Source organism: Streptomyces sp. NPDC006235, from assembly GCF_040613735.1.
Taxonomy (GTDB): domain Bacteria; phylum Actinomycetota; class Actinomycetes; order Streptomycetales; family Streptomycetaceae; genus Streptomyces.
On the sequence record NZ_JBEXSR010000008.1, the window covers coordinates 59,873 to 84,927 of the forward strand.

A 25,055-nucleotide genomic window follows, 5' to 3' on the forward strand; every position below is an offset into this window, starting at 1 on the left:
GGGGGTGTCTGCGTTGCCAAGACTCCGGCCGGATGTCTTGGTGTCGCTGATGGGAAGTAGACGGGAACTTTCGTAGGTGGTCAATGACTTTCGTAGGTGACCACATCCAGTAGACCCCGAGGTCAGCGCAGGAGTTGCAGCAAATTCGAAGGTGTAACCACACTTCGTCCTTAGGAACCACAGATTGTGTGTGCGATGTGAAGGCCGTTACCTAGGGTTCGAAGGGGGAACGCCTGTACGGGCCTGTTAGGTAACAAATGAGAAACGGCCACGCTCTGTCATCAGAACATGGCCGTTTCTCACGCTGGGCTATCGGTCACCTACGCTAGACCGTAAGTGACTCGTTGGCCTTATCGTCTGCCGAGTAGTACAGGCTGCCCCACGAGCGCTTGCCGATCTCCGCCTCAGCCTCGATCGGGACACCGAACAGATCGAACGTCATACAGCGCTCAATGGCCTTCGCCATGTCCTGGGCTTCGGCCTGCGGCACGCTCGCGAGGACTTCGTCATGGATCGGCAGGCGCATGTACGGCAACAGGCCGGCCTCTTCAAGGTTGATCAGCGACTGACCCAGGACGTCACGCGCGGCGCTCTGTACGGCGTAGTTCGTCACGGCGTACACGCGCTGCTTGTCCACGGGTAGCCGGCGACCGGTCACACTGATCCCCACCATGCCGTGCTGATAGGCCTCTCGCTGGAGTGCGCGGCTGTAGCGGGCAATCTCCGGGTAGGCACGGTCGTAGGCCTTCAGCGCGCGAACGACGTCCTCTTCTGGCGCACCCGTCTGCCTGGCGATGCTGGATGCACCTCCGCCGTATACCTTGCCGAACGCGATGCCCTTAGAGATCTTGCGGTGCTTGGGGGTAAACCCCTCGCCGAATACCAGGCGTGCAGTGAACGAGTGCAGATCCTCGCCCTTGCTGATCGCTGCCTTCATCCGCTTCACGTCCGCCAGCGCCGCGAGCACACGCAGTTCGACCGCAGCGAAGTCAGTCGACACCATGACGTGTCCCTCGTCGGCCAGCAGACAGCGCCGGATCATGGCATCGCCGGATGGCAGAGTTTGCAGGGCCGGCCGCGTGATGGACATACGCCCTGTGCGTGCCTGCATGCTGTTGATGAACGGGTGAATGCGCCCAGCACTGTCGGCGGTTTCCAGGAACGTACTCGTGTACGCACTGCGCCACTTGCCCGCGCGCTTGCTGCGAATGATGGCCTCAGCCAGCGGATTGGGCTTGCGCGTGCCGAGAGGCTTGCCGCTGTTCTGGTCGAGATCAGCGAAGCGATGCAGAACGGACTTGTCCACCCGCCGCAGTCCGCTGGCAGTGACGTCGCCCCAGCGCTCCCCCATTTCCCAGAACGCTTCGCGCAGTTGTGCCGCAGCGTTTACGTTGCTGACCCCATAGCGCAGGGCAGTCGCCTCATACATCAGCGCTTGGTCGCCAAGCCGCGTGTCCAGCTCTCGCGTGTAGTCGGCGTCGAGGACCAGGCCGGTGCGCTGCATGATCGCGCAGATACGGGCTATCTCGTGCTCATAGGCGATGAGTCGGGGCCGAACGCCAAGCATGTCCAGCTCAGCGTCCAGTGCATCGTCCAGGCGCGCAGTCAGGATCACGTCCAGGCCGGCGTACAGGAGATAGGTCGGGTGGTCCAGCGGAATGCCAGCCCAGCCGGTTGACTTCGTCAGCTTCAGCGAGCGGAATACCGCCGTGAGGTCGCCCTGCGTGTCCGGCGCATTCGGGTCCAGATACCACGCGCTGAGAGGCTTCAGGGCCGTGCCCCGTCCACCTTCCTGCGGCTGTCGCGGATCGACCAGGCCGGCCTTCAGGCGAGTGTCAATGGTGCGCGGAGCGAGATCCTCGATGCTGACGCCCGCATGACGATCCAGGACAGCCCAGTCGAACGGGGCGTTGTGAATCTGGAATTTCGAGTCACAGAAGCGCGCATCCCGGAACTTCAGCGCACGGCGCGCCATTGCAGCATGCTCGCCGCCAAGCTCGTACAGGATGACCCAGGCAGTACGCCGGTCGCCGAACTGAACGGTGCGCAGACGGTACCCGGGCGAGTAGATGTCGAGTCCGGTCGTTTCCGTGTCCAGCGAAACATGTCCGCGCCTAACGGCAGCAAGAAACCACCCCCAGAACTCTTGCAGGTCGGCGCTCGTTTCAGCGACGCGCACCTGAACAGGGTCGCCAGCAATGCGGTAGTCGTAGACCTTCACGCGCTGAACCCCTCTCGCTGGGCAAGGAACTGCTGCCCGATGTACTCCGTGTACGCCGGCGGAATGCACTCGCGGATGCCATCTCGGTTCATCCAGTGGACGCCCATGTCACGTCGCACGTAGTCAACGCCAGTGAAGTTGCCTACCGCGTGGTAGAAGTCGCCCTCTTTCAGCGGTCGGCCCATCTTGACCGTGCGCTGCTCGTGTTCGGGATGCTCAGGAGCCTTCAGCGTCCAGCCGCCAGGCTCGAACAGCCGATGCCGGTAGGTGTGCAGCCCGAACATGGCCCCGCAGAGCGTTATGGAGTCCTCTGTCATCTCAGCGGCAGCGCCTACGACGTTTTCCATGACGTACGGCAGTCCGATGCGCTGGAGTGCTTCCCTGGTCGGCCCGATCAGGTCAGGGTGCTGATTGCCGTTGAGCACGGACGTCGCGCTGTAGAACTGACAGGGCGGCGAAGCGTGCACGAAATCGAAGTGCTCACGGATCCACTCAGCGAACTCACGCAGAAACGCAATCGCATCCATGCGCTGGAATGCGTCGCTGACTTCGAAGTATCTCGACTGCTCATCTATGTCGACGCCGAATGTCCCAGTCGCGCCAGCGTCTTGGTAGCCCTTGGTGGCTGCACCCTGGCAGCAGTACACGTCCAGCACATTGAAGCGCACGGGTTCTCCCTCTCGTTTTGTGGCATGCGAAAGGGACTCAGGTACGACTTTCGTAGCTGAGTCCCTCTGCGTTGCGTGTTGTGTCGGCTACTTGCTAGCGCAGCAGAGCCCTATGGAGTGGCCAAGTCGCCCGTAATAGGCCAACTGGCCATTGCGCTGACAGAAGATGCACCTGCCCATGGTTCCGATCGGCAGCCAGGTTGGCTTCCAGTCGTTGCTACTGCTCATGACCAAGGTGTCGCACACTGCACACCCATCACAGTCGGCGCCGTCGCAGTCCATCAGTCATCGTCCTTTCCGAAGATGCCCGGACCCACAGGCTTGCTCTGCTCAGCCGGCCGGATACCAACCAGCGCGATTCCCTTGTTGGTCTTCTTACTCGTGATGCTGCGCTCTTCCATCGCCCGATAGAACGCCTGCCGAGTCCACCTCTCGCGCTGCGGCAGGTTCTCCGCCTCGCACCACTCCAGATAGGTGTTGAAGGCTTCGCCACCGACCATGGTTGCTGCGGGATCCTCGACCAATACGCCAGGGAAGAACCCAGCGAGGGCATCGGACGTACGCCGGTATTCGTCGCTGGCGTTGACGACCTCAGCGGGATCGTTCAGGCCCGTGGCGAACCAGTCGGCTGCACCCTGAACTGCCCACGCGGCGATTCCCTGCGCTTCCGCGCGAAGCTTGACGTCCAGTTCGTAATCCCGCTCATGGGGCGCGAAATATCGCTTGAACGGAACCATCTTGACGCGCCGCCAGAGTCCCTCGTCCTGGCCACGAAACCTAGGCTTGTGATTGGTCGCTAGCAGCAGGAGGAACGTAGGCTTGAACTCAAAGAACTCCTGGCGCAAAAAGCGCGCACTGACCATGTCCTTGCCGGTGACCCGCTTGAGAACTGCTTCGGACATCGGCTTGCCGGATTCGCCCTCGCTGGCCATCACCAGACGCGCAGCCCTCAGCGCCGCAATGTCGTTCGGGATCCCGCCGCTGGCCTTTTCCTCGAATGTGGCGAACGGAGTTGTCTTGGCGATCGCGCTGAAGATGTCAGACAGCGTGTCAGTGAACACCGATTTCCCGTTGGCGCCCTTGCCCCAGAGCACCGCAAAGGCCTGTTCATCGGTGTAGCCAGTGATCCCGTAGCCGGTGAGTCGCTGAAGATACGCCGGCATGTCAGGCATTCCAGGCATGATCTCGCGCAAGAATTGCTCCCAGCGCGGACACTTCGCCGATGCGTCATACTCGACGGCCAGCGAATACGTGAGCATGTCTTCCTTGCGGTGCGGACGCAGGCGCTTAGTGCGCAGTTCCACCGTGCCGTTCGCGAAGCTCAGCAGATCAGGCCGCGCATCGAAATCCTGCGCCGCCACGTACACGCTGGGCACGCTTCGTAGCTCAGTCATCAGCGCGTCGATCCGCGTGGTCATCGTGAAACCCTTGGACTCAGGCAGCTTGCCAGCCATGACCAGCGCCGCGCCCATTCGGTGGATCTCTTGGCGTACCTTGACCTCGCTGCGCTCCCACACCCGGCCGTTCCAGACGTAGAAGCCGAGACCAGGCGCGAACTTGATCCTGCCATCCGTCCACGCAACCAGCGCATGAGCGTTCATGGCATCGCTGTCACCGTAGCGTTCAATGAGCTGCGCGAGGATGCGGCCGGCTGCTATGCCCTGGTCGCTGCTTACAGAATCTGCACCGGTCCGTTCTGCCAGTTCGGCGGAAACACTGGCTCGCTGCCGCTCAAAATGATCCTCTGCGGACAACGCGCCAGCGCCTTTGACTGCCGAATGGAACGCGCGCGGGAAGCCTTCAGGGCCACTCTCGCGCCACGCTGTGAGGTCGTCTGCGCCTTCCGGCAACTCCAACGCGTGTACGTCAATGCCGTGGGCGCTGAGTCCATCAGTGACTCGTCGGTTGAATTCCTGCCCTGCGCGATCGCTGTCGCCAGCCACGATGACCATGCGGCCCTTGAGCCCGTTCGCGAGTTCGCTGAGGAGTTCCGGGTTGTTGACGAGTGAGGCTCCGCGCACAACAACCGAGTCATAGCCGAGAGCGGTTGCAGTGAGTCCATCTCCTGGTCCCTCCGTGATGATCCAAGGGGCATAGCCAGCCTCGCCCCGGAATACGCCGTACGGACCCCAGCGGAATCCCTCCGGATTGGTCAGGGACAGCCAGCGTCCGGGGCAGTCGCCGGTCAGATCGCGCCCCTGCAAGCCGTGCGGTACGCCGCTGAAGTCCATGAGCGGAACCGTAAGCCTGGCGTAGCGCCTGAAGGCAGGACTCAGCGAAGCCCAGCGCGGAGCTACGCTGCCATCGTCGACACCGACACCCAGGGCATACGCCGTATCGACGTCCATGCCGAAGCGCTCAGCGAGATAGTCTCTGGCGTCTCCAGCCCAGTCGGCATGCCCGCTGGTAAGGCGCTCGCGCGTGTCGCTGACATACCCATTCAGCGCTTGCAGGTGCGTCGGGCCGACGATCTCGGGGCGCTCAGCGCGAACGGTCGGAACATCGCCCTTCACGTCGAACAGGTCGCCCCAGGTGAGCCCAGCGGCCTCGATGATGTCCGCAGGATCGCAACCAGCACGGTCGGTGAGTCGAACCTTGCGATCCTCGCCGACCCAGATTCGCAGGCTCGGCCGGCTGTCGTTGTGGGCAGGGCAGACAGCGAGGAATCCCCCGTCCGGCTGCTCACTCACCTCTGCGAATCTGCCGAGTAGTTCGTCAATCTGCATGGCGCGAAGCACGTCCTTCCGTCGATTCGCAGAGGTGTTAGCGGGTCGGTTACCTGCGCTGCGCGCTAGAAGGGAAAGCCGATCGTGGGGTTCGCCGGCCCGAACGTCTCAGCCCACTCAGCCAGCGTCTTGGCGCCCTTGGACAGGTTGCAGTGCTGGCAGGCCGGGACAATGTTGGACTCGACATCAGCGCCACCCTTGGAAAGCGGCTGTACGTGGTCCAGATGAGTGGCGTACTCCCCGCAGTAGCAGCAGGCATAGCGCCAGCGTTCGAGAATCGCCGTTCGGCTGTAAGCCACATGGGCTACCCCGTAGGACTCAGCGCGACGCTTGTGGGTCAGCTCATGGCGCTTGTCAGGCGACAGCCGGCGATAGTAGTTCTTGACGTGCTGGGCAGCTTTCTTCCGGCGACACGTCGCACATGCGCTGGAGTCCTTCCCCTTGCTTGTGACAAAGTCACTCGCGGCCTTTCGCCGCCCGCATAGTCGACAGTTCTTGTGCTGGGGAGCTTCGCTCATTGCTTCGCTTCCAACCTCTCGATTCGGGCGACTGCCCTGCCTCTATCGCTGTAGTTGCCGAACGCCACCCGCTTGTTCAGCTCGGTATCCCAGACCACAAACAGGGGGTCAGTCAGTCCGTATGACTTAGCCACTTCGCTGGGCTCTTGCATGCGAATCTCGTAGCGCATCAGCGAATCCACCTCACATCAGCGCCACGGGCAACAGCCGCAGCGATTGCGTCGGCGTACCGCCCCCAGTCGCGCCGATCAGTAGCGCCAGGCTTCAGCCAGACGGTTAGCCATGGCCCTGCCTGCCGGACGTCCCCCAGTGAGGGCGCAGCATCAGGGCCGATGTACAGACTCACGCGCACAGCGCGGCACCTCCTACGAAAGTCGTATGTGCTCAGCGTGCGAACGCACAAAAGGGGCCAGCGGCGCCGTAGCACTCACTGACCCCTCTCGATGTGGCCCTACTCGCTGTCGACGAACCCAGCCTTGACCAGGCGGACATGCTCAGCGGTGATCCACTGGCTTGCCCCCGTGCGACGCTTGGCGAATCCCGACTCAACTCCGGTCGGCTGGACGTGCACCACAGGCACCAAAACCTTGCCCACATCCGGAACGGACACCAGGCGCGTAGATACTCCGTCCGGCAGGATCACGGCGTCAGCCATGCGCACCCGGTTGCCGTTGCGCGCTGAATAGGCGATCAGGTCGCCGGGGTACAGCTCGTTCCCTGCGTAGTCTGTGACTACTCCGCGCTTACCCATGGGCTACACGCGCTCCCAACCGGCACCCTCACCAGCGAGGCTGAAGATGTAATACCCGCGCTCCAGCTTGTTCGTCTTGGCGTGGAGGCTGTCGCCGACCACATCGAGGACGGACAGAACCTCCCCGTGCTTGACCTCAGCGAACTCCAGGCCAGCGCGCAGGATGCGGATTCGGTCGCCTGCCCTCAGTGGACGCTTCGCTGTAGGCTTCTCCAGCTCAGCGATCGCGGCGTCAGCAACGCGCAGGTACTTGCTCCGGGTACCCCACAGCGCCGGAGGCCAGGTCTGGTCAGTCGCCGCCCTGTACGCAGCCGCAGCGACCCTCTCACGTTGATCACGAATCGGCGCCAGCTCGGATTCCCGTGCCAGCGTCACCGTGTTGTCAGCCTTGCAGATCAGCCAGCGGGCAGCGCCATGCGTCGGATACGGCCCGCTGATGACCGTGGCCGGCATCTCCATTCCCTTGTAGCTGACCTTGTCGCCCTCGGCGTAGTGGCTCATGCCCTCTCCTCTGCTCGACGTGCGCAGCACTTCCTACTGCCTCAAGCCCCGGGCAGTGCCACAGGGGCACCACTCGGGGCAAGGTGAAGCTGTCAGACTCCGTCGACGTGGAAAGGCGCCTCAAGCGCATCGAACAGCTTCGGCGACTCATCGAAGTAAGCAGCGAGCACAGTCGTACTGACACCGGTCGTCTCGACCCGCTCAGCCTTCACGTTGCGCTTCACGCCCTTGGCGACGACTCCAGTCATGTGGGCGACAGCCTCTCGGGCCTGCGCCGTACCGCTGGCGATCACGGTGGCAGAGACGAACTCGCCGGGGCCAGCAGAGTCAGTGCGGGAAACCTCGTAAACGGCCATGAACACATTGCCCTTTCGCTAGGCGTATTCCGGATCGCCGATCGGCTCCGGGTCATGCTGAAGAATGTTGCGGCGCTTGCGCGCGGTCAGGACCAGCGGCCGGTGATACGGGTGGAATTCCCACAGGGGGCGGGCCAGCAATTCCACTGACTCGCGCCCCAGGATCCTCGCCGCAACAGCCCGCTGAGTGGGGTCCAGCGGCATGTGTAATCGCCCCTAGCGCTCTTCGGCGATCGCGTCGCTGTACGAGCCCAGAACCGTGATCTCCGGGTACTCGTACGAGACCAGGCCGTGCTTCTCGCTGGTGTACTCGACGTGAACGATCTCCAGACGGCACAGCGCCGGACCATCGACAGCGTCAAGCGCATCCTTGACTTCGTGGATGACGCCGGCCAGCGTCCAAGCAGTGGCGATCAGCTTGCCCTTGCCCAGATCCTCGCCCAGGCCAGGCAGCGTGAAATCAACGTTGATCGCAGGCTTCGGTCCGCGCCCCTTGGCGGCACGGTCCTTGCGCTCTCGCATGGTCTCAGGGCAGCCGCACGGCTCACCCTTGTCCTCAGGCAGCAGCGAGTACATACCGTCGCACTCGTGGATGGGGCCACCGGGGCCACCCCACTGCACCAGCTTGTCCTCAATGGCGCTGGAGCCGTCGATCACGACCTCAATGGCGCTGGTGTCCGTGAGGACGTGCCAGGGCTGCATCTTGGTGTGGTCGTACTCCTCGGGCGTACCCCCGAACAGCTCGGCTATGCCCTTGGCGATGTCCTCGGTGTCAGCGACCACGCGCCACTTGCGGAGGCTGGTCCCCTTCATCTTCTTCGGGTTCTTCGGGTCCGGAATCTGCATGCCGGTGCGGAACTGGAAGGCAGCCCGCTCGTACTCCGGCTTGTCGACCTTGGGCGCCGGCTTAGCGTCAGGGTCGGTCTCGAAGATCTTCAGAGCCATCAGGCATCCGCCATTCTGCGCTGTAGCGCGCTGAGTCATCGTGGCCAGAGGAACGGGGCAGGGGCTTCGCCATGTCCACGTGCGCTGTGCGCATCTGCTGGTGAATCCGGCCGCCCCGCTCCTCCTTGTGCCTTGTGGCTAGCGAGTCGGTTACCTCAGCCCCCGCAGCTCGTACACAGGCCGCTTCGCTGGGGGTTGCACAGGCAGTTGGGTCCGGTCACGGCTACGCCTCTCTCGTCGAACGGCTCAGGGCCGCATTCAGGGCGGTGTGCAGCTTGGCCAGCGCAGGCAGGTCGACACCCAGCGAATAGGCGGTGTTAACTGCGTCGGCAGCCTCGTTGATCAGGTCGACCACTTCGTCAGCGCCCAGGCGCACGTGATACGGGCTGTGCTTCCGCTCGTTGTAGTACGCGCGCATGAGCTACTCCCCCGCGCTTTCGCGCATCCAGATGACTTCAGCGGACTCGATGTGGCCTACGGCGCTGAAGGCGTGCTCAGGGTTGCGGTACGGGCTTCGCGACTGCTTGGCAAGGCTCTCGTGCGCTGTGATCCGCCCCTTGGCAGGTGCCAGCGAGGTGTACGGACCGTATACGTACTGGACGACCTTGCCGTGATCGAACGTCCGGGTCACCACAGCGCGGTAGTACCGGTCGGCCTCAGCGTGATTGCGCGCCATGGGCTACACCTCCGAAATGCGTACAACGGCGTCAATGGACTCGCCACGGATCCACTCAGCGGCAGTGCGGGGATTCGTGCTGTGAATAGTCGTCAGTTCCCCTGCGCTGTTCAGCTTGACGTCGATGCGGTCCGCCTCAATGTCGAAGGTCGCCCCGCTCTTCAGGTACACACGGACGCGCTGCATAGCCCCTAGCCCCTTCGCTCAGTGCCAGTGATGAACTCGCCGGAGCGCGCCAGCGGCTTACCCAGAGCGCGCTTAGCGCCGGCCGTTTCCCAGTCGTAGACGTTCCGCAGGTGCTTGAACACCTCGAACGCAGCGCGCAGTTCGTCCGCGTATACGGGGTACAGAGTCCAGCCCTCAGGCGTGATGTGCAGGACCACGGCGCCGTCAAACTCAGGCATGGGTGATTCCACACCCTCAGCATCGATGATCAGATCGGCGTTCGCGTAGGCGCTCATCTGGATTGCCACGCTGGGCCAGACGCTCTTAGAGGTCTTCCAGTCAGCGATGACGTGAACGCCTCGCCCACCTTCGAAGTCCAGCTCCCACTTGTCGTCCGCCCCGCTCACGCGCAGCTTCAGCCAGCCATCGAAAGAGCCGGCGTATCGCAGCGAATCCGACCATGCGACATCTTCAGCGCGCACAAGCTCGGGCTGGACAACGTCCAGAAATTCGGCGAAGTGGCGCTGGTACGGGACCATGTCAGGGTGCACCCGACCGACCGGCAGTCCACGCGCCATGCGCTCGAACAGCTTGTGCGCCGCAGTGCCGATGTCGCTCCGCTGCTTGGTGTACCGCTTGGCTGCGCCTGCGATGTAGCGCTTAGCGCCGGCCCTGTCCCGATCTGCCATGCGCTGTAGGTAGTCAATGGAGTCCAGCGCAAGATCGGCAGCCATGTTGGCGTTCCAGCGAGGCAGGAAGGCCTTAGGCAGCATGTCGACGATCTTGGTCACGCTGGGGTGGCGGACGTCCGGCTGATCCTCGCGCCAGTAGTGGCGGTTCTCGCCCTTGGTCTCAGATTTGATGATGGCCACTCGGGGCCCCTCTCAGCTTGTGTGCTGGAGAGGTAGCGAGTCGGTTACCGGTGACGAAGTGATGATGTGAGGGGCGCTCCGGTTTTCCCTAAGAGATCCCTATGTATTTCTGAGATGTGTGTCATTTCGTCACTTCATCACTAAGAGCAGGTCAGAGGTAGTGCGCTGGCGCTTGGCCCTTGCGCTGATCGTCACTGCCTGGTGGCGAGGCCCTGTACGGCTGCCTGAGGGCATGAAAGAGCCCCACCCGGCCACGGGGACCAGATGGGGCTCAGAGTCTGTCAGAGGGGCGCTCAGGGGCGCCTACGGCGGGAAACGGCGATCCAAGTCAGCGAACTGAAACAGGCTCCCAGCGTGAAGCCCGTACAGAGCCATGCCCACCAGACCATGTCAGTCCTTCCGGTTGTTGTGGCTCTTGCACTCGAACTGCCCAGCGTCATAGTTGATGACCCGCAGATCACCGCGCGGCTTTTCCTCGCCGCAGACATGGCAGGTCTCGGGCGGTGGCTCTTCCATCAGCAGCCTGCGCACCTCAGGGTTTCGCTCAGCGTTCCGCATGATCTTCGCCAGGTGGGCATGGTCGATACCCTCGTCCTGCGGAGCCAGCAGCGGACTATCCGGGTCGAGTCCGAACGTGCGGGCCAGATCATTGCGGCTGGGCTCGCTGGCCAGTTCCCACACGGTGTCTGCGGGCAGAGGCTCACTCGCTGGCCCCTGGGTGACTCGGTACCCGTTCTCAGCAAGCCACGACAGCCAGTCAACCACCGTGCCGGGCTTCTGCGCCTGACGCCAGACCTTCAGCCACTCCGCTGCCTGGGTCTCATCCATGTTCCCTCCCTCCCTGATGCTCCGTCAGTTACAGCGTGGCAGCGATCATAGCCTTAACGGCGTCGGCGACCTTCAGCAACTCCTCACGCGCCTTGGCCTTCGCTTCCTCGCTGGCGTTCGCGAAGTCTTCCGGCATGACCCGCTTCGCGTCCCGCATGAACGACTGCACAGCGCTGGCAACCTTCTCATCCGGCGAGGCGGCCGGCTCATCCTCAGGCTTGGCCTCACCCGACTCAATGGCCCGCTGCTTACGCCACTTTTCCGCCTCAATCTCCGCCTTGCCCTTCAGCGAAGTGTTGTAGTGCGCGGCGAGGAACTCGGACACTGGAACGTCCTTCGGCTTGCCCTCCAGCAGCTTGGCGAAGCGCTTCCGCTCTTCCTCGGCCTCAGGGGTGTCGTTGTCCAGGTCCCGCAGGTACTTAGCCCGGATGTCAGTCCGGTAGTACTGCACCGACCGCTGAAGCGCAGTCAGCGCCTTTTCGTTCTCGTAGGTGCGCTCGAAGCCTTCGCCGGCCTTGCTGTAAAGCTTGCTCATGGCATCGCGGCTTGCCTGCGCGGTCATCTTGATGTCCGGATTGCCGTCCTTGTCCGGGATGCGGCGCCAGATGTCCAGTCCGATCGCGGCGATTTCCTTTGCCACCTCAGACGTCTTACGGTGCAGGCGAACGCCTTCAGCCATCCGCTCAGCGCCCATGTCGACCAGCTCAACCACGCCAGCGACGGACGTGTAGTCCAGCGTGGCGACCTCAGCCTTGGGCGCAGGTGCCGCCTTGGTCTCGGGCTTGGGCTTGGCCTGGGCAGCCTCGCGCCACATCTGCCGGTAGTTCTTCTTAAGCTGCGTGAACGTTTCCGATCCGCGTCCCTCGATCTCCAGCCGGCCGCGCGCAGGCATGGAACTGATGAGCGCCTCAGTCTCCTTCTCCAGCTCCTTCAGCCCGTCGATGTTCTCGGCCTCGATCAGCGAAGCGGCACGCTCAATGTTGGCCTCGATCTGCTCGGCGATCGCCGCGTAGTTCGTCTCGGTCTTGGTGTCCGCCATGGCTTCGCTCTCTCCCTCTGCGGCAGCCTCTCGGGCAATCCGCTCATTTCGACGCTTCAGTACCCCGCTGCACTCCTTGCAGTCGACCTCAGCGTCTGTGTTTCGGTACCTGGTGGCAGTGTTGCGGCTGCCAGAGTTGCACAGCGGGAACGGGCGGGGGCTGTCGCTGTCGCCCAGGTGAACCTTGCCGCCCAGGATGCTGACTACGTTCCCCATGTCCCCGCCCCTTGTCGCTGTCGTTGGCAGTAACCTACAGCGCGCGACAGCGCATGTCCAGCCGACTCACCTACGACTTTCGTACCTCGCTGGCCGAAAACGCAGAAAACCCCCAGCGCCGAAGCGCCAGGGGTTCAGGTGTTACACAGCGGCCTCAATCAGCGCGTACAGCGCCTCAAGACTGCCACCGTTGATGATGTCAAGATCGGCGGCGAAGTCATCCAGCTCGGTTTCGCTGTCATGCTTCGCAGCCGGCTCAGTCAGGTACCGCGCGGAGATCTTCCCAGTGCCAGTCAGCGGAATGACCATGGACGGACGTGAAATCCGGACCAGCCGGAAGCCTCGCGCGCGGAGCATTTCGGCTTCATTCAGGTACCGCACGTCGCTGACGACCACCGGCATGTTCCAGCGCTCAGCGCTGTTCAGGCTGCGCCGCATGACGTTGACCCAGTAGTCGGCATCCGCCTCGCGCTGGGCTTGCCCGATGGACTGCAACAGCCGGCGCACCTCGGGGTACTCATCCTTGGCGCGCTCCCAGCCGACATGTTCGATCAGGTCAGCGAGTCGGATGGTCTCGCCGTAGAAGAACCCTGGGCAGTCATACTTGATCCACGGGTTGACGTTCAGCGCGTATTCCTTCAGCGGATCAGCGAATGCCAGCCGCGTATAGGCGAACTTGCGAACCAGATGTGCGGCAGCACTGTCCTTGCCGCTGCGTGCCTTGCCAATCAGACCAATGTTGTACACGGCGTCGCCTCCCTGTTGGTTGCCAGGGTGTTAGCGAGTCGGTTACCAGCGCGCTGCGCACAGCAAAAAGCCCCCGGCCGCTACGCGTTCAGCGCAACAACCAGGGGCGTTCGCGGGGCGAGTCAGGCGACCATGTCAGCAAGTCGGGCCTTGTTCTGCTCGAACACGCGGTAAGCCTTGCTGATGTCCATGTCCCGGTGGGAATCGGTGATGATCCGGCCGTCCAGAGTGGCCGTGGTCAGGCGAACACGGTAGCGGCTGTCGTTGTCCATCGGGCGGAGGGGCAGTCGGCGGATGGTCACCTTGTGGACAGTGTCGCCGATGGCAATCTGAAAGTTCTTGTGGCCGGCGCTGTGGTGAAGCTTGCTGCTCATTTTCCGCCCCTCTCGCTGTCGTGTCCTCAGTTAAGCACGACTGCACCTCAGCGCGCAAGCCACCTACGAAAGTTCGTACTTGCTCAGGCGCCCAGGTAGGCCTTCAGCGCATCGAGCAGGACGTCATCAGGGAAGCCTGGAACCAGACGCGCCAGTAGCGGAAGCGCCACGACCAGCGCCGCAGCAATCTTGCGCCGGTTACGAAGCGCCCAGCCAAGGGCCGCAGCCCACTTGTTCTCAGGTGCAGAGTGCTCACCCATACAGAAACCTCACTTCGTCAGAATCGGAACGGCCAGAGTGACGAGGCCGCCCAGCACCGCAGCGACCCCAGATGCGCGCCATACACGCTGTTCCAGGGCTGTTACTCGCTGGTCTAGCTCCGTCACTTCCTCATGTGTCTTGTCGTTGGCCAGGCGCTCATCCAGACGAGTAGTCACCTCGGACAAGCGCCGTAGCTCAGCGAACAACTCTGATGCCGGGATCCATGCGCCCGACTCTTCCGGTGGCATTAGCTCTTCGGCACTCGCAGCTTCGCCCAGGACGAGGCACCGGGCCAGCCGTCAGCGTCGGATCCGCTGTAGCCAAGCTTGCGCTGCCACCAGGCGTACGCTGCGCGGTCAGCCTCAGTCCACTTCGGGCCGGGACCCTGCTTGTAACCCCGGTAACCCTCGGCGACCAGCCGGCGTCCCATGGCCGTGATCAGCGGGCTGCGCGGCTCGTACTTGAACCAGGCAGTGCCGGGGAACGGGGCCAGCGCCACAGGCTGAGGCTTCGCCGGCGCAGGCTTCGGAGCACCGACAGGCGCAGCAGCAAAGAGGGCGCTCACGCTGATCTTGCCGGGGTCCCAGTGGTCATTGCCGGGAACGTTGCAGTGCCCATAGTGGCCACCCTGGTCAAGCCAGACACTTCGCGTGCGCTTTGCAGCGGGATCCGCGTACCGGCCAGCCAGAGCACCCATGGGGAACCTGTCAGGCACGCCCCAGGATCGGATAGCAGCCATCAGCGCGCGGAAGTTCTTGCCAGGCTTCCAGTAGGCAGTGAACGGCGTCGCAGCGCGGGCCAACACCTCAATCTGAATGTTGACCTTGCCGGTGCGGTTGGTCCGGGTCGCCCCATCGTTACGCAGGGCTCGCGCGCTCTGGTTCAGCGGTCCGAACTGGCCCAGGCGATCAGTGGTCGGGTCGTACAGGACGTGCGGTTCAGCGCCGATCCTGATCAGGTAGGCAGCGACAGCGTTGAACGAAGCGTTGCCAGCGCCGGACTCAGTGGAATGCCACGTCGCACGACCAGGCTTGCTCGGGCTGTCCATGGCGCCGCCGATACTGCCATCACCGAGACGCTCAGCGCCAGGAATCCAGATGGTGCCCATAGGGTCCTCTCAAATGGGGACGTGATCCGGGTAGACCACACCCGTTAGATAGCGAGTTGGTTACCCGGATCACGTACGAAAGTCGTAGGTGCTAGCTGATCAGGTTGTCGCCCGGCGAGGTCGTGCCGCCGCTGAAGCTGTAGGACGTACTGCCGCTGACAGCGAGTGCCGTGGATGCAGACCAGCCATTACCGGTGAGGTCGTTGTTCGCCACCGTGCCACCCGTCGCTGACGAGTCGCCAGTAATGCCGTTCGTGGACGTGCCCTTGACGATGCGGTTATTCGTCACCATTCCGTCGGTGGCGCCGGCCCCAAGTCGAATGCCGACAGCCGCAGCGTTATTTGTTCGGTTGCCGGTGACAAGGAAGTCATTCGACGTGCCGACGAAAATGCAGTGGTTCGTTGTGGTCCCATCGACGTTGTTGCCGCTGATGGTCGTGCCGGTCGAGTTGGTGATGTTGATCCCGTTACTGGCGCTGCTGCGAACTGCGTTACCGGTGATCGTGCCGCCGTCGGAATTCAGGTTGTAGATGCCCGTGGATCCCATGGAGCTGACCGTGTTCGCGGTAACCACTGGGCGAGAGCAGTACTCGACATGGATCCCGTTCGCAGTGTCGGACGCGTTACCCAGGATCGAGTTACCCGAGATCACCACTTGATCGGCTGTCGCACCGCTGTAGCCCAGCACGCGAATGCCTGAGTCAGTGGCCGGCCGCTCAATCGTGTTGCCAGTGATGGATATGTTCCGGCCCGTGGCCGAGTAGCCAGCGCTGGAAGGGTTCGGCACGGCGAGATGAATTCCGCTGTACCCAGTGCTGTTGATGACGTTGTTCGCGATGGTCACGCGCCGCCAGCCGTAGCCGTAGATGCCCTGCTGTAGCGTGCCTTCGATCCGGTTGTTGACGATCTGGATTCCGTAGTAGTACTTGCCAGACGCCAAGGTGTGAGATCCGACAGCCCGCCCGAACTTTCCACAGCGCTTCGACGGGCCGAAATAGCAGCCATCCACCAGGATGTTCTTGCTGGGGGTACTGTCGAACGCGCCGATGCTGCTGCTGCCGCTGGCAGAGATGTCAATCTGGATGGCCTCGCTGAATTGGCGCGAGTTGTCCCCAGAGTTATCGGCGAATCCGAGGAACGCACAGTTGAGCGCCTGGCAGTTCTCCGACGAGTTGAATTCCAGCGCGTGAGCAGTCGACGTATTCAGGATCGTGGCGTCGCGAATCGTGATGTCATGGCCGTGAACGAAATTCATGACGTCAGTCTCAGCGGTAACGCTGCCAGTGGTGCCGTTGAACGCGTTGCCGTCCCAGTAGCCGCCTAGAACGGTGATGTTTCCGTGTCCGTCGTACGCGTTGAACGTCTCGTCAGATCGGAAATTGCGGAGTAGCCCGCTGTTACCTATCGCCTTGATCGTGGCGCCGTAGGCATAGATCGTGGTGTAGTCGTAGACGACCAGGAAGGTGCTTACCGCGTAGGTCTTTCCAGGGGTGAACTGGACGAGTCCGCCCCCGGATTCCTGCGCGTAGTCAAGCGCCGCCTGAATGGCCACCGTGTCATCGGTAGTGCCGTCGCCCACTGCACCGAAAGTCTCAACGTTCACAGTGGACGACGTGTTGAGGCGCTCTAGCATGTACTGGAGCCGGCCGCCTGTGATGTCCATTCCTGGGCGCCACATCTGAACGGGAGTAGACAAGGCGGTATCTCCTTAGAGCGAAGTGAATGCAGGGTTGGCGATGTTCACCGCCTCGCCAGCGGAATGCGACTTGACGACACCGTTCAGCGATCGGGTGACCGTGAATAGCTGCGTGTCAGTGATCAGGAAATCGTCGAAACGGAATGCGGGAGCGGTGTTCGTATTGCCTGTGAAGCCGCTTGCAGATAGGCCAACTTCGCCGGTCGCAATCGGAGAGCTGGTCACCGTGGCCGTGTGGTTCCACGCCTCAGGCTCACTCTGGCCGACCTGCCACACCTTGATTCGGACTGTGTGGCCGATCGCCTGGGCGCGCACCTCGAACACAGCTCCGGCCGTATAGCTGAACGGCAGCGCTGGCTGACTTCCCAGCGTGGTGGATCCGCGCGTGATCGAGACGAACATTGACCCGCCCGTGCCGAAGTGGACCCGTGCCCGGTAGCAGTCAGTAGTGCTCGCCCAGCGGAATACCGCGCCAGGCACCATAGACGCGCCAGTTGAAACCTGATTCGCGCTGATGCGGAACCGAACCTCTGCATCGCCGAGCACCAGCGGTAGCGTCTGCGCGCGAACTGAGCTGATGCTAGAGGGAATAGTGATGATTCCCGCGCCTGTGCTGACGGACCGATCTGAGGCGGCGCCGCCTGTGTTCTTCCACACTTGGCCTGAATCGGCAGTCCCCCACCCGTTAGACACGGTGCGCTGGAATGCGTCCACCCCAGTCGGACCTACTGCCGTAACCTGCATTGTCTCGCCCGATACGCGGATGGAGAACGGCAGATCTTGAGCTTCGTCGGTCCACTGAGGGCCGGCCAGCGTACGGACCATCAGCGCGGTTGCCGAGGTGGTAACGCTCTGCTCAAGAACGGATCCGTCAGTGTCGGCCTTGCCGTAGGTGGCATGGTCCGTTACCGCTGTATTCCAGGGACCGGCAGGTACGCAGTTGAGCGTCAGCTCCCAGCGGTAGAGGTCGAGCGATTCCGACCAGCCCACTACGATCAGGTCGACGTCCTCATGCGAAAGCCATTCGGGCAGGTTGGTCAACCGGATCAAGTCGCCCTCACGCAGCGCCAGGACGCCAGGAATCAGCGACTCAGCGCCAGGCTTGTGCAGTATCAGCGTGACCGTGGGGAATCGAGCGGCGTCCCAAGTGCCATGGAACAGCTTCCAGTAGGCAATCGGTGATGCCTGATCATCATCGCCAAGGCTCAGCGTGAATGCTGCGTCATACTTGCCGATGCCAGCAGGTGGCGCCTGAACACTCAGCGGGCCGGATGTCAGGACCGCACGACCAGAGCTGCCACCATCACGCGTCACAGTGACGTCGTTGGTTACGTCTGTGTCGTCGTCGACTGGTTCTAGATCTGGGCCGAGCCCTGGCGCTGTGTACGACAGCGTGAGTCGCGGTTCCTGCGTGTACATACTGGAGCGATCCCGGTAATGCAGGGCCACGCGCCGCATGTCCTCGCTGAGTAGCCCCCCGTCAGCCGCCGCAGCAGCCTCGAAGAGGTTCAGCAGGGTGTCCGGCCGCTGATACCCCACAGCCTCAGGGGTCAACGGGCCTGGCGTGCGGCTGAAGGGCAACCCCTCTTCGGTGGCCAGGCGAAGCATGCGCTGAAGGGTTGTCTCCCCCAGGTACGCATCGTCGGAACCATCGATCAGACCCGTGTTGGCCGTGTCGAGTACGAAGATGTGCCCGACGCCCCAACCAGCGGTAGCCGGCCCCCAGTCGCCGATCACGCTGCTGATGCTTCCGCAGGAGCCGGTAGCCCAGGTGCCCGTTAGCCCGCCAGCATCGCCGCCTACGTCCTGGAAGTTGATGCGGTAGGTGAAGCCGCTACCGTCTGCATCGTCCTGGGCCCAGAAGCGCAGTCGGGTCCACTTGCTGGCGAAGATGTCAGCGCCAGCGATCATACCCTTGAAGATCTGGCGCACGTTGCCAGCGTCATAGCCGGCGATCGCGACCAGGCCGGATCGGGCCGTGATATCCCAGCGCCGAATGTAGCCATCCGCTGAGGTAAAGCTGATGACGTTCGACAGCTCAGCGGGTGCGATGTTGTCCGCGTTGTAGACGAACTCGACTTGCCATGCGCCTGGACGCGCCGCAGGCACCGGACCGACAAACGCGGCGGACGCTTCTAGCTTCGGCAGAGGTGCACTCGATGGCAGGGTGTCAATCGCAGCCCATTCGACGCCGGTCATGCTCGCTGGGAATACGCCGGAGATCGGCGAATAGGCCCGAGTCGCATCCTGGGATTCTTCCAACGGCCAATACGCGACCGGATTACCGGAAGGGATTCGCCGACGAAGGGAAGAGTCAAGTGCCTTGGCACCCTGACCCAGGCGCCGCATCGGGCCGTTGACCTGAATGGGAGTCCATACGTCGCTGTCATCAGTCGACCACTTGAGGGGCCACGTAGACACTTCGCCGACAAACCGGTCCTCGCGGTCACGAATCTCAGCGTTGCCGGACAGCAGCCAAACGTTGCCCTGCGCGTCGGTTACGCCGGTCGACTTGTCAGCCAGCGCACGGAAGTCTGGCGAGGCTACGACAGCGCCGCCGATCCCGTTGCGGACCTCAGCGCGATACACGCGGCCGATCAGGGGGAAGCGCTGCCGGGCGCCAGGGAACTCTACTCGCCGGTCAGTGAGGCCAATTTGCAGCGGCGCGTTGCTGGCAAACATCGTGCTTGGGGCGCCGGCTACTTCCAGCGGCCGGCCGATCAGGTTCCAGGGGCCGGCCAGCGAGCTAGCCCAGTAGTACGTGACCGTGGCGCCGCCCTTGCCATTGTCAATATCAAGGGTTGCACGCAGGGCCGCGCGGGCAGGCAGTTCCGGCGTTGGCCACGCGAAGTAATACGAACTGGCAGTCTGGCCATCCTGCGAGTACCGGAAGTACAGGATCGGTACGCCGTTCTCGGGGGCCATCTGGAACGCCCACGACTGCTGACTGTTCGCGTTGTCCCACTTGCCAATGAGCAGTTGGTTTTCGGGGCCGTACCAATTGCCTTCCAGCTCTATTCGGACGTCGATGTCACCAGTCGTGTCCAGCGCCGCCTTATCAGCGGTGTACGCATAGCCGTCCGGTGAGCCGTCGAGCTGGAGGTAGCTGTCACCCGTGCCCGGAATGGAAAGCCGAAGCTGTGTGTTCTGCTTCAGCTTCCCGTACAGCGGACTCATGGCATTGCGCCGCGAGTACTTGCCACCCTTGTTGTTCAGGGTCAGTGACAGCGAGGAAGGGTCAGCCGTAGTGCCCATATCCCGCAGGCCCCGGCTGATCTGCTTGAGGTCGCGCACATACACGTCCGGACTTACATCCGTCCAGGTGCCGCCTAGGTTCAGTTCAGTACGGATATCCAGCGGAAAACTCACGGCTGACCCTTTCTCTTATCGGCCGAATGCCGTCTGTACATCGCCCCGGCCATCGTTCTTGACGATTCGCCGGATGAGCCGCTTCATGTCCTCGTCAGCGCCGGTAACGTCGAACGTGACAGTCTGCGAATTGCGCATCGCTGCGTTGACTACGCCCTTTGGGCTGACGTCCATGGCCATTCCGGGTAGGTCACCGGTCAGGCCTTGCAGCCTCTTGCGAACCTGCGGGATTTGGTCCTCGATGCCTCGCAAGAATCCGCCGATGACCATTCGGCCGTTGGGCGTCAGAATCTTGCGGTCTAGCGGCGCCGGCCCCTTCCAGCTAGTCAGCTTGCCGGTAAGGTCGCCCAGGGTGGACTTGACAGCACCGATCTTGCTGACGATTCCATTGATGAGACCCTGGATCAGTGACTTTCCAGCGCTGAGTAGGATCCCGCCCAGGTCGCCCAGCGCAGACTTTGCCTTGCCGGGTAGGGACTTGACCCACTTGACAGCCTCGTCACCCTTGTTCTTGAGGGCCGTGACCAGCTTTACGCCTGCTTCCAGCGCAACGGCACCTAGCTTCGCGGCCAGCGGCTTGATCGCAGCCCATAGCTTGCCTGGCAACTCGGTAAAGATGCGCTTGAGGAACTCCGCAGCGTTCTTCAACGCTGTCTTAGCTAGCTCCAGCGCCCCGGAAAAGTCACCCCGCAGCAGTGCAGCAACCGCCTGAATGGCCGGCATGACCACAGTCGTGATGAATTCAGCCAGATAGTTGGACAGGATCGTGGCTAGCTGCGCCACAAGCGTGATGATCGGCGTCAGAATCGGCACGAGAGCCTGGACGACCTGACCGAGTGCACCAAACAGGGGCACCAGCGCAGTCAGAATCGGCATAAACGCTGGCAGTAGTGCAACGACTAGTTGACTAATCGGCGGAAGCAGCGGCATAACGGCAGTCACTAGCGCCAAAAAGGCATCAACCAGCGCATTTAGCACAGGGCCGAGGGCCGTAATGATCGGCATCAGCGCAATACCGAGCTGCTCAATGATCGGACCCAGCGCGGAAAGCAGTCTGCCGAGAATCGGACCGGCCACTTGCAGCATTTGCCCCATGAGCTGGCCCAGCGTTGGCAGCAGAGCACCAAGTACGGCACCAAATCCGTCGAATATACCGGCCGCTGCACCTATCCCGCTGGAAAGGCCCGAGAGGAATCCGCCTAGGGCTTCCCCCAGTGTGCCGAATAGGCCACCCAGGGACTCAACTAGGGGCTGTGCCTTTTCCATGATCGGGACCAGGCCAGAAACGAGCCCCTTGACTAGGTCGCCGACTCCCGCTACCAGCGGCTTGATCATCGGGGCAGCAGCTTCAAACATCTGACCAAGCTGCGGCGCGATATCGTCGAACACACCCTGCATTTGCTTGGCAGCGTCGGCCAGTGGCTTAACCAGTGGCTGAGCTAGGGTCTGCATCTGCTTGGTGACGTGATCCTTCAGTCCAGAGAAAGCAGTCTTTACCTGCTCACTCTGTGCCGCAGCCATGACACCCAAACCCGCGATAGCAAGGGGCACGGCAGCCATCACGCCAGCGGCACCGACAGCGCCAATGCTCATGACCTTGAAGGCTGTCGTCAGCCCGCCCAGCGCAGTACCGCCGACTTGACCAGCCGTACGGAAGGCGCCAGAGACGCGCGTCCCTACCTCGCTGCCTATCCTGCCGATCACCCCAAGGGCGCGACGCCAGCCAGATGCAGCGTTGTCGCCGGCCTGCCTAGCGCTGTTACCCATGCTGACAAACCGACCCTGGGCATCACGCAGACGCCCATTGGTGTCCGTGATCACGCTGTCAGCGGTACGGCCGATCGAGGTGAGCGACGCTGCGGCACGCCTGGCCCCTGCGGCTATGCGGTCGGTGTCGATGCCAAGCTGTACCGTGAGTGATGCCAGCGTGGCCACGCGCACCCCCTTCTGTCGGGAAGCACCTACGAACTTTCGTATGTGCGTCGGTAGTGTCCGCCCAGAGCTGTATTGGCCTTGATGACGTCCTGCCAGATCTCCTCAGCCGTCTTACGGCGCCGGAACCATGTGGGCAGGAAGTCTGAAACTTTCGCCTTGCGCTTACCGCCAGCGGAGTTAGACACAGTGGCAGCGATGATCCCCGCTGAAATGTCGCCGCGTAGGCGTTCGTCGAGGGGGCCGGTGATCTTCTCGTAGGCCATCCATTCGGACAGCTCACGAGAAGAAATGTTGGCCAGCATCGCTGCCACTGAGGGCGCTTTCAGGAACGCGGCAAGGCGGAAATAGAACTGTCGCTCCGGGCGGTCAGTCAGTTTCCCGTCAGTTCCTCAACATCGGCATCGCTGAGGCCAGACAGGCGAGAGGCGACCTCGACCACACGGGTGAGCGCCTGGGCAGACTTCTGGCCAAGCCGCTTCACAACAGCGTCACCCTGGAAGAGGCGCTTGCCGGACTCGTCGACGATGCACGCAGCAGCAAGGCGCGCCCGGTACATGTCCATGGCCTTATCCTTGTCGACGCCGTTCATCTGCTTGTTGAGCATCGCAGCCTCGAACTTGTCGCGCTCAGTGCCGCTCATACCCTGGACCAGCACGGTGCCGCCCCACTCAGGGACGTCTACCGGCTCACGAAGCAGGTCATCGGCGTTCAGGATCTCGTCAGCGGATAGATACGACATGCGTCAGACCCCTTCCACGATGACAGGCTTCCCGGACACCTTGAACTTGAGTTCAGCAGACAGCTTGTCGTCTACCGGCGCTTCCTGGCTGAACCCACTCAGAATCAGCTTGAGGTCCCACTGACCGATGCCGTTCGGGAAAACCATCCGGTAGTTGCGTGGCTTGGTGTCCTCGAAATCAGCGACCAGATCATCGTGCACGCGCGGGTCATAGTTCAGGTTGATGCTCACCTCGCCGGCGTCCTTCAGGCCACCGATGAACTCGCGCCAGCCGTCCACAGAGTCATGCGCAGTGACGTCGTACGTCTCGCGCTCAATCTCCGGGCCGTTCACTCCGGTCACCTTGCCGATAGTGACGAACGCCTCAGTTGGGGCCCCGTCGCCTCGCTTCAGCGCAATGCCGAATGCGTCAACTCCGCTCACGATTACTCCTTGGTCATGTGAATTCGGTACTGCGCGTTTATGTGCCGGATGCTGGGATCCGGATCTTCGATCATCTGGTGCTGTGAGTGCTTGATCTGCACCTCACTGAAGCCGGTCACCGTGAGCGCAACTCGGTCTAGGGCAGCGTCCACCGCAGCGAATAGGTCATAGACCTCGCCGTTACTGGTCGACTTGGACCAGATGTGCAGCGTGACCATGCTGTTAAGACCCTGCGCATCGTGCGTGTCATCCGGCAATTCGAAGATTGAACCGAGAGTCACGTACGGCAGCGGAACTGATTCAGGGGGCCGGACGGCATACACCCGGCCAGCGAGAGCAGGAACGGCATTCAGCTTGGCGAACAGTGCGGTCTGAAGAGGGCGTAGCCCAGTAGCCATCGCTCACCACCTGCCGAAGTGTCGCGGCGCCGCACGCCTCATAGCACGCTCGCCGGATCGCCTGTGGATCTGCGCCGCTGGGCCCATGAACGGCTGATCCTGCATTTTGGACGTGCCCTTTTCCACGTAGTACGCGTACTCGCGCGTCTTACCAGGGGCGATCTGGACCCAGGCCTTGCCCGAACCGCTGTTGACCTTGGCCTCAATGCTGCGCTGAAGATCACCAGAGCGCTTAGGCGCCAGTTCCTTGGCTGTCTTTTCCAGTTCCGCAGCCCACTCGCGCAGCGCTTCCGTTCTGGCTTCGTTAGCCCGGCGAGGGAGCTGGAGGAGCCGGGCGATTGCTGTACGCAGTCCGCGCACACTGCCAGCCATAACTACACCTCCGCCTGTCGGAACTTGCAGTCAGCGCGCAGGTAGGTGCCTGGCATGCTCGGTTCGTAGACAGCGATCACTTCGAAGATCTTCGTTCCGCGCCGCAGCTCATCGCCCCGCCGTACGTCAGCGGTATCAGCGAGGTGGACCACATGGGACAAGTCCGCGCCATTCTGCGCTGCGATCACACGCTCTGCGGCGGATGGCTGGCTGAAGCGGGCACGGGCTACGCCGACAGACGCCCAATCGAGGTTCCAACCGCCCATGCCGTCATCACTGCGAAGCTGACGCCAGACCTCAGCAGAGCTGTTCAGTAGGTGTCCTACACGGCTCATCTGCTCACCACCAGGGCAGCGCCACCACCGAATCGAGCAGCGAGCGAATCACGCAGATACCTCGGCAGTTCCATATCCGAGTACGTCACGCTGTAGCCGTACGTCACGGAGTAGTCGCCGATGCGCTCCTGAATCTTGGGCTTATCGGCCAGGGCCGTTTCAGGGGACTCGCGGAACTTGACCAGCGCTTGGCCGGCCATGCGGCAGACGAGATCGACGATGTCCGCTGGAACCTCAGGCAGCCCATGCGTGTATGTGACGTCAACCTCGGAGCCCACGGGGAAGCCACAGGGGCGCGTCAGAGCGCCGCTGCGTAGCTTGTAGTCCGAGACTGCCACCCCGTCTACCGCAACCGCTGACACGGCCGTCACGGGCTGTCCTGGCAGCAGCAGGCGCCCACCTCTGCCCTCAAGTTCAACGGTGCCAGTGGTCTGACTGATCGGCGACCGTGCCGCAGCCCGCACATGCGCTGAGGCGACGCTCAGGTAGGTGTTGACTGCGGTTGTCTCGGCCGGCTCAACGGTGACACCACGCGCTGTCAGATCGGCGATAGTCGCCAGCGGGTCAAGCGGCATGGGTCACCGGCCTTCACTTGGTGGCGGAAGTCTTGCGGGCTGGAGTGAGTACCTTGACGGACACCAGCTCTTCAGTGCGAACCTGCTTACGGAGGTGCGCGAGTAGGTCAGAGTCCTCGCCCAGCGACATGCGGACTGTCTGACCGGAGTTGTTGACGATCTCGACGGGCACAACGGCCACGGGGTGTCTCCTTGAATTCGTGATCAGCGGGACAGCAGGGAAGCACCTACGAAAGTGGTA

General features: G+C 62.5%; 29 protein-coding genes. All 29 read right to left on the reverse strand.

What is annotated here, in order from left to right; translation table 11 throughout:
• Positions 1-325: 325 nt before the first annotated feature.
• Positions 326-2,221 (reverse strand): DNA polymerase, encoded by a 1,896-nt coding sequence (locus ABZ192_RS12585; protein WP_356924490.1) that lies wholly within the window; start codon positions 2,219-2,221, stop codon positions 326-328.
• Positions 2,218-2,889, reverse strand: a complete 672-nt coding sequence (locus ABZ192_RS12590; protein WP_356924491.1) for an SAM-dependent methyltransferase — start codon at positions 2,887-2,889, stop codon at positions 2,218-2,220. Before ABZ192_RS12590 ends, ABZ192_RS12585 begins: the two co-directional genes overlap by 4 nt.
• A 281-nt stretch (positions 2,890-3,170) precedes the next feature.
• Positions 3,171-5,615, reverse strand: coding sequence for a phage/plasmid primase, P4 family (locus ABZ192_RS12595; protein ID WP_356924492.1), 2,445 nt, complete (start codon positions 5,613-5,615; stop codon positions 3,171-3,173).
• Between the two features lie 65 nt (positions 5,616-5,680).
• Positions 5,681-6,133, reverse strand: coding sequence for an HNH endonuclease (locus ABZ192_RS12600; protein WP_356924493.1), 453 nt, complete (start codon positions 6,131-6,133; stop codon positions 5,681-5,683).
• 451 nt (positions 6,134-6,584) lie between these two features.
• The gene (locus ABZ192_RS12605) at positions 6,585-6,884 is read right to left on the reverse strand and encodes a hypothetical protein (RefSeq protein WP_356924494.1); all 300 of its coding nucleotides are present in this window, start codon (positions 6,882-6,884) and stop codon (positions 6,585-6,587) included.
• A gap of 3 nt (positions 6,885-6,887) precedes the next feature.
• On the reverse strand, positions 6,888-7,385 hold the full coding sequence (locus ABZ192_RS12610) for a hypothetical protein (RefSeq protein ID WP_356924495.1): 498 nt from the start codon (positions 7,383-7,385) through the stop codon (positions 6,888-6,890).
• Positions 7,386-7,477: 92 nt separating this feature from the next.
• A complete protein-coding gene (locus tag ABZ192_RS12615; RefSeq protein WP_356924496.1) occupies positions 7,478-7,741 on the reverse strand; it encodes a hypothetical protein in 264 nt (87 codons plus the stop codon).
• An 18-nt stretch (positions 7,742-7,759) separates the two neighbouring features.
• Positions 7,760-7,945, reverse strand: coding sequence for a hypothetical protein (locus tag ABZ192_RS12620; RefSeq protein ID WP_356924497.1), 186 nt, complete (start codon positions 7,943-7,945; stop codon positions 7,760-7,762).
• Between the two features lie 12 nt (positions 7,946-7,957).
• Positions 7,958-8,686 (reverse strand): hypothetical protein, encoded by a 729-nt coding sequence (locus ABZ192_RS12625; RefSeq protein WP_356924498.1) that lies wholly within the window; start codon positions 8,684-8,686, stop codon positions 7,958-7,960.
• A gap of 223 nt (positions 8,687-8,909) precedes the next feature.
• On the reverse strand, positions 8,910-9,104 hold the full coding sequence (locus ABZ192_RS12630) for a hypothetical protein (RefSeq protein ID WP_356924499.1): 195 nt from the start codon (positions 9,102-9,104) through the stop codon (positions 8,910-8,912).
• 3 nt (positions 9,105-9,107) lie between these two features.
• On the reverse strand, positions 9,108-9,362 hold the full coding sequence (locus ABZ192_RS12635; RefSeq protein ID WP_356924500.1) for a hypothetical protein: 255 nt from the start codon (positions 9,360-9,362) through the stop codon (positions 9,108-9,110).
• Between the two features lie 191 nt (positions 9,363-9,553).
• The gene (locus ABZ192_RS12640) at positions 9,554-10,399 is read right to left on the reverse strand and encodes a hypothetical protein (protein ID WP_356924501.1); all 846 of its coding nucleotides are present in this window, start codon (positions 10,397-10,399) and stop codon (positions 9,554-9,556) included.
• 390 nt (positions 10,400-10,789) lie between these two features.
• Complete coding sequence (locus tag ABZ192_RS12645) at positions 10,790-11,227, reverse strand: hypothetical protein (RefSeq protein ID WP_356924502.1); 438 nt, start codon at positions 11,225-11,227, stop codon at positions 10,790-10,792.
• A gap of 28 nt (positions 11,228-11,255) precedes the next feature.
• A complete protein-coding gene (locus ABZ192_RS12650) occupies positions 11,256-12,266 on the reverse strand; it encodes a hypothetical protein (protein ID WP_356924503.1) in 1,011 nt (336 codons plus the stop codon).
• Between the two features lie 357 nt (positions 12,267-12,623).
• Complete coding sequence (locus ABZ192_RS12655) at positions 12,624-13,229, reverse strand: hypothetical protein (RefSeq protein WP_356924504.1); 606 nt, start codon at positions 13,227-13,229, stop codon at positions 12,624-12,626.
• A 122-nt stretch (positions 13,230-13,351) separates the two neighbouring features.
• Positions 13,352-13,603, reverse strand: coding sequence for a hypothetical protein (locus ABZ192_RS12660; protein ID WP_356924505.1), 252 nt, complete (start codon positions 13,601-13,603; stop codon positions 13,352-13,354).
• A gap of 83 nt (positions 13,604-13,686) precedes the next feature.
• The gene (locus ABZ192_RS12665; protein ID WP_356924506.1) at positions 13,687-13,863 is read right to left on the reverse strand and encodes a hypothetical protein; all 177 of its coding nucleotides are present in this window, start codon (positions 13,861-13,863) and stop codon (positions 13,687-13,689) included.
• A 248-nt stretch (positions 13,864-14,111) separates the two neighbouring features.
• Positions 14,112-14,972: a peptidoglycan-binding protein gene (locus tag ABZ192_RS12670; protein WP_356924507.1), complete on the reverse strand. Its 861-nt coding sequence runs from the start codon at positions 14,970-14,972 to the stop codon at positions 14,112-14,114.
• Between the two features lie 91 nt (positions 14,973-15,063).
• Positions 15,064-16,635 (reverse strand): right-handed parallel beta-helix repeat-containing protein, encoded by a 1,572-nt coding sequence (locus ABZ192_RS12675; RefSeq protein ID WP_356924508.1) that lies wholly within the window; start codon positions 16,633-16,635, stop codon positions 15,064-15,066.
• A gap of 45 nt (positions 16,636-16,680) precedes the next feature.
• Positions 16,681-20,037: a hypothetical protein gene (locus tag ABZ192_RS12680; RefSeq protein ID WP_356924509.1), complete on the reverse strand. Its 3,357-nt coding sequence runs from the start codon at positions 20,035-20,037 to the stop codon at positions 16,681-16,683.
• A 15-nt stretch (positions 20,038-20,052) separates the two neighbouring features.
• Positions 20,053-21,972, reverse strand: coding sequence for a hypothetical protein (locus tag ABZ192_RS12685; protein ID WP_356924510.1), 1,920 nt, complete (start codon positions 21,970-21,972; stop codon positions 20,053-20,055).
• 26 nt (positions 21,973-21,998) lie between these two features.
• On the reverse strand, positions 21,999-22,274 hold the full coding sequence (locus tag ABZ192_RS12690; RefSeq protein WP_356924511.1) for a hypothetical protein: 276 nt from the start codon (positions 22,272-22,274) through the stop codon (positions 21,999-22,001).
• 68 nt (positions 22,275-22,342) lie between these two features.
• Positions 22,343-22,711 carry a hypothetical protein gene (locus ABZ192_RS12695; protein WP_356924512.1) on the reverse strand — a complete coding sequence of 123 codons (369 nt, stop codon included), beginning with the start codon at positions 22,709-22,711 and terminating at the stop codon, positions 22,343-22,345.
• Between the two features lie 3 nt (positions 22,712-22,714).
• Positions 22,715-23,134 carry a phage tail tube protein gene (locus ABZ192_RS12700; RefSeq protein WP_356924513.1) on the reverse strand — a complete coding sequence of 140 codons (420 nt, stop codon included), beginning with the start codon at positions 23,132-23,134 and terminating at the stop codon, positions 22,715-22,717.
• A 2-nt stretch (positions 23,135-23,136) separates the two neighbouring features.
• Positions 23,137-23,532 carry a DUF3168 domain-containing protein gene (locus ABZ192_RS12705; protein WP_356924514.1) on the reverse strand — a complete coding sequence of 132 codons (396 nt, stop codon included), beginning with the start codon at positions 23,530-23,532 and terminating at the stop codon, positions 23,137-23,139.
• 3 nt (positions 23,533-23,535) lie between these two features.
• The gene (locus tag ABZ192_RS12710) at positions 23,536-23,904 is read right to left on the reverse strand and encodes an HK97-gp10 family putative phage morphogenesis protein (protein ID WP_356924515.1); all 369 of its coding nucleotides are present in this window, start codon (positions 23,902-23,904) and stop codon (positions 23,536-23,538) included.
• A 2-nt stretch (positions 23,905-23,906) separates the two neighbouring features.
• A complete protein-coding gene (locus ABZ192_RS12715) occupies positions 23,907-24,239 on the reverse strand; it encodes a head-tail adaptor protein (protein ID WP_356924516.1) in 333 nt (110 codons plus the stop codon).
• Positions 24,236-24,814 (reverse strand): hypothetical protein, encoded by a 579-nt coding sequence (locus ABZ192_RS12720; RefSeq protein WP_356924517.1) that lies wholly within the window; start codon positions 24,812-24,814, stop codon positions 24,236-24,238. Before ABZ192_RS12720 ends, ABZ192_RS12715 begins: the two co-directional genes overlap by 4 nt.
• Before the next feature lie 13 nt (positions 24,815-24,827).
• A complete protein-coding gene (locus ABZ192_RS12725) occupies positions 24,828-24,995 on the reverse strand; it encodes a hypothetical protein (protein WP_356924518.1) in 168 nt (55 codons plus the stop codon).
• Between the last annotated feature and the right edge of the window lie 60 nt (positions 24,996-25,055).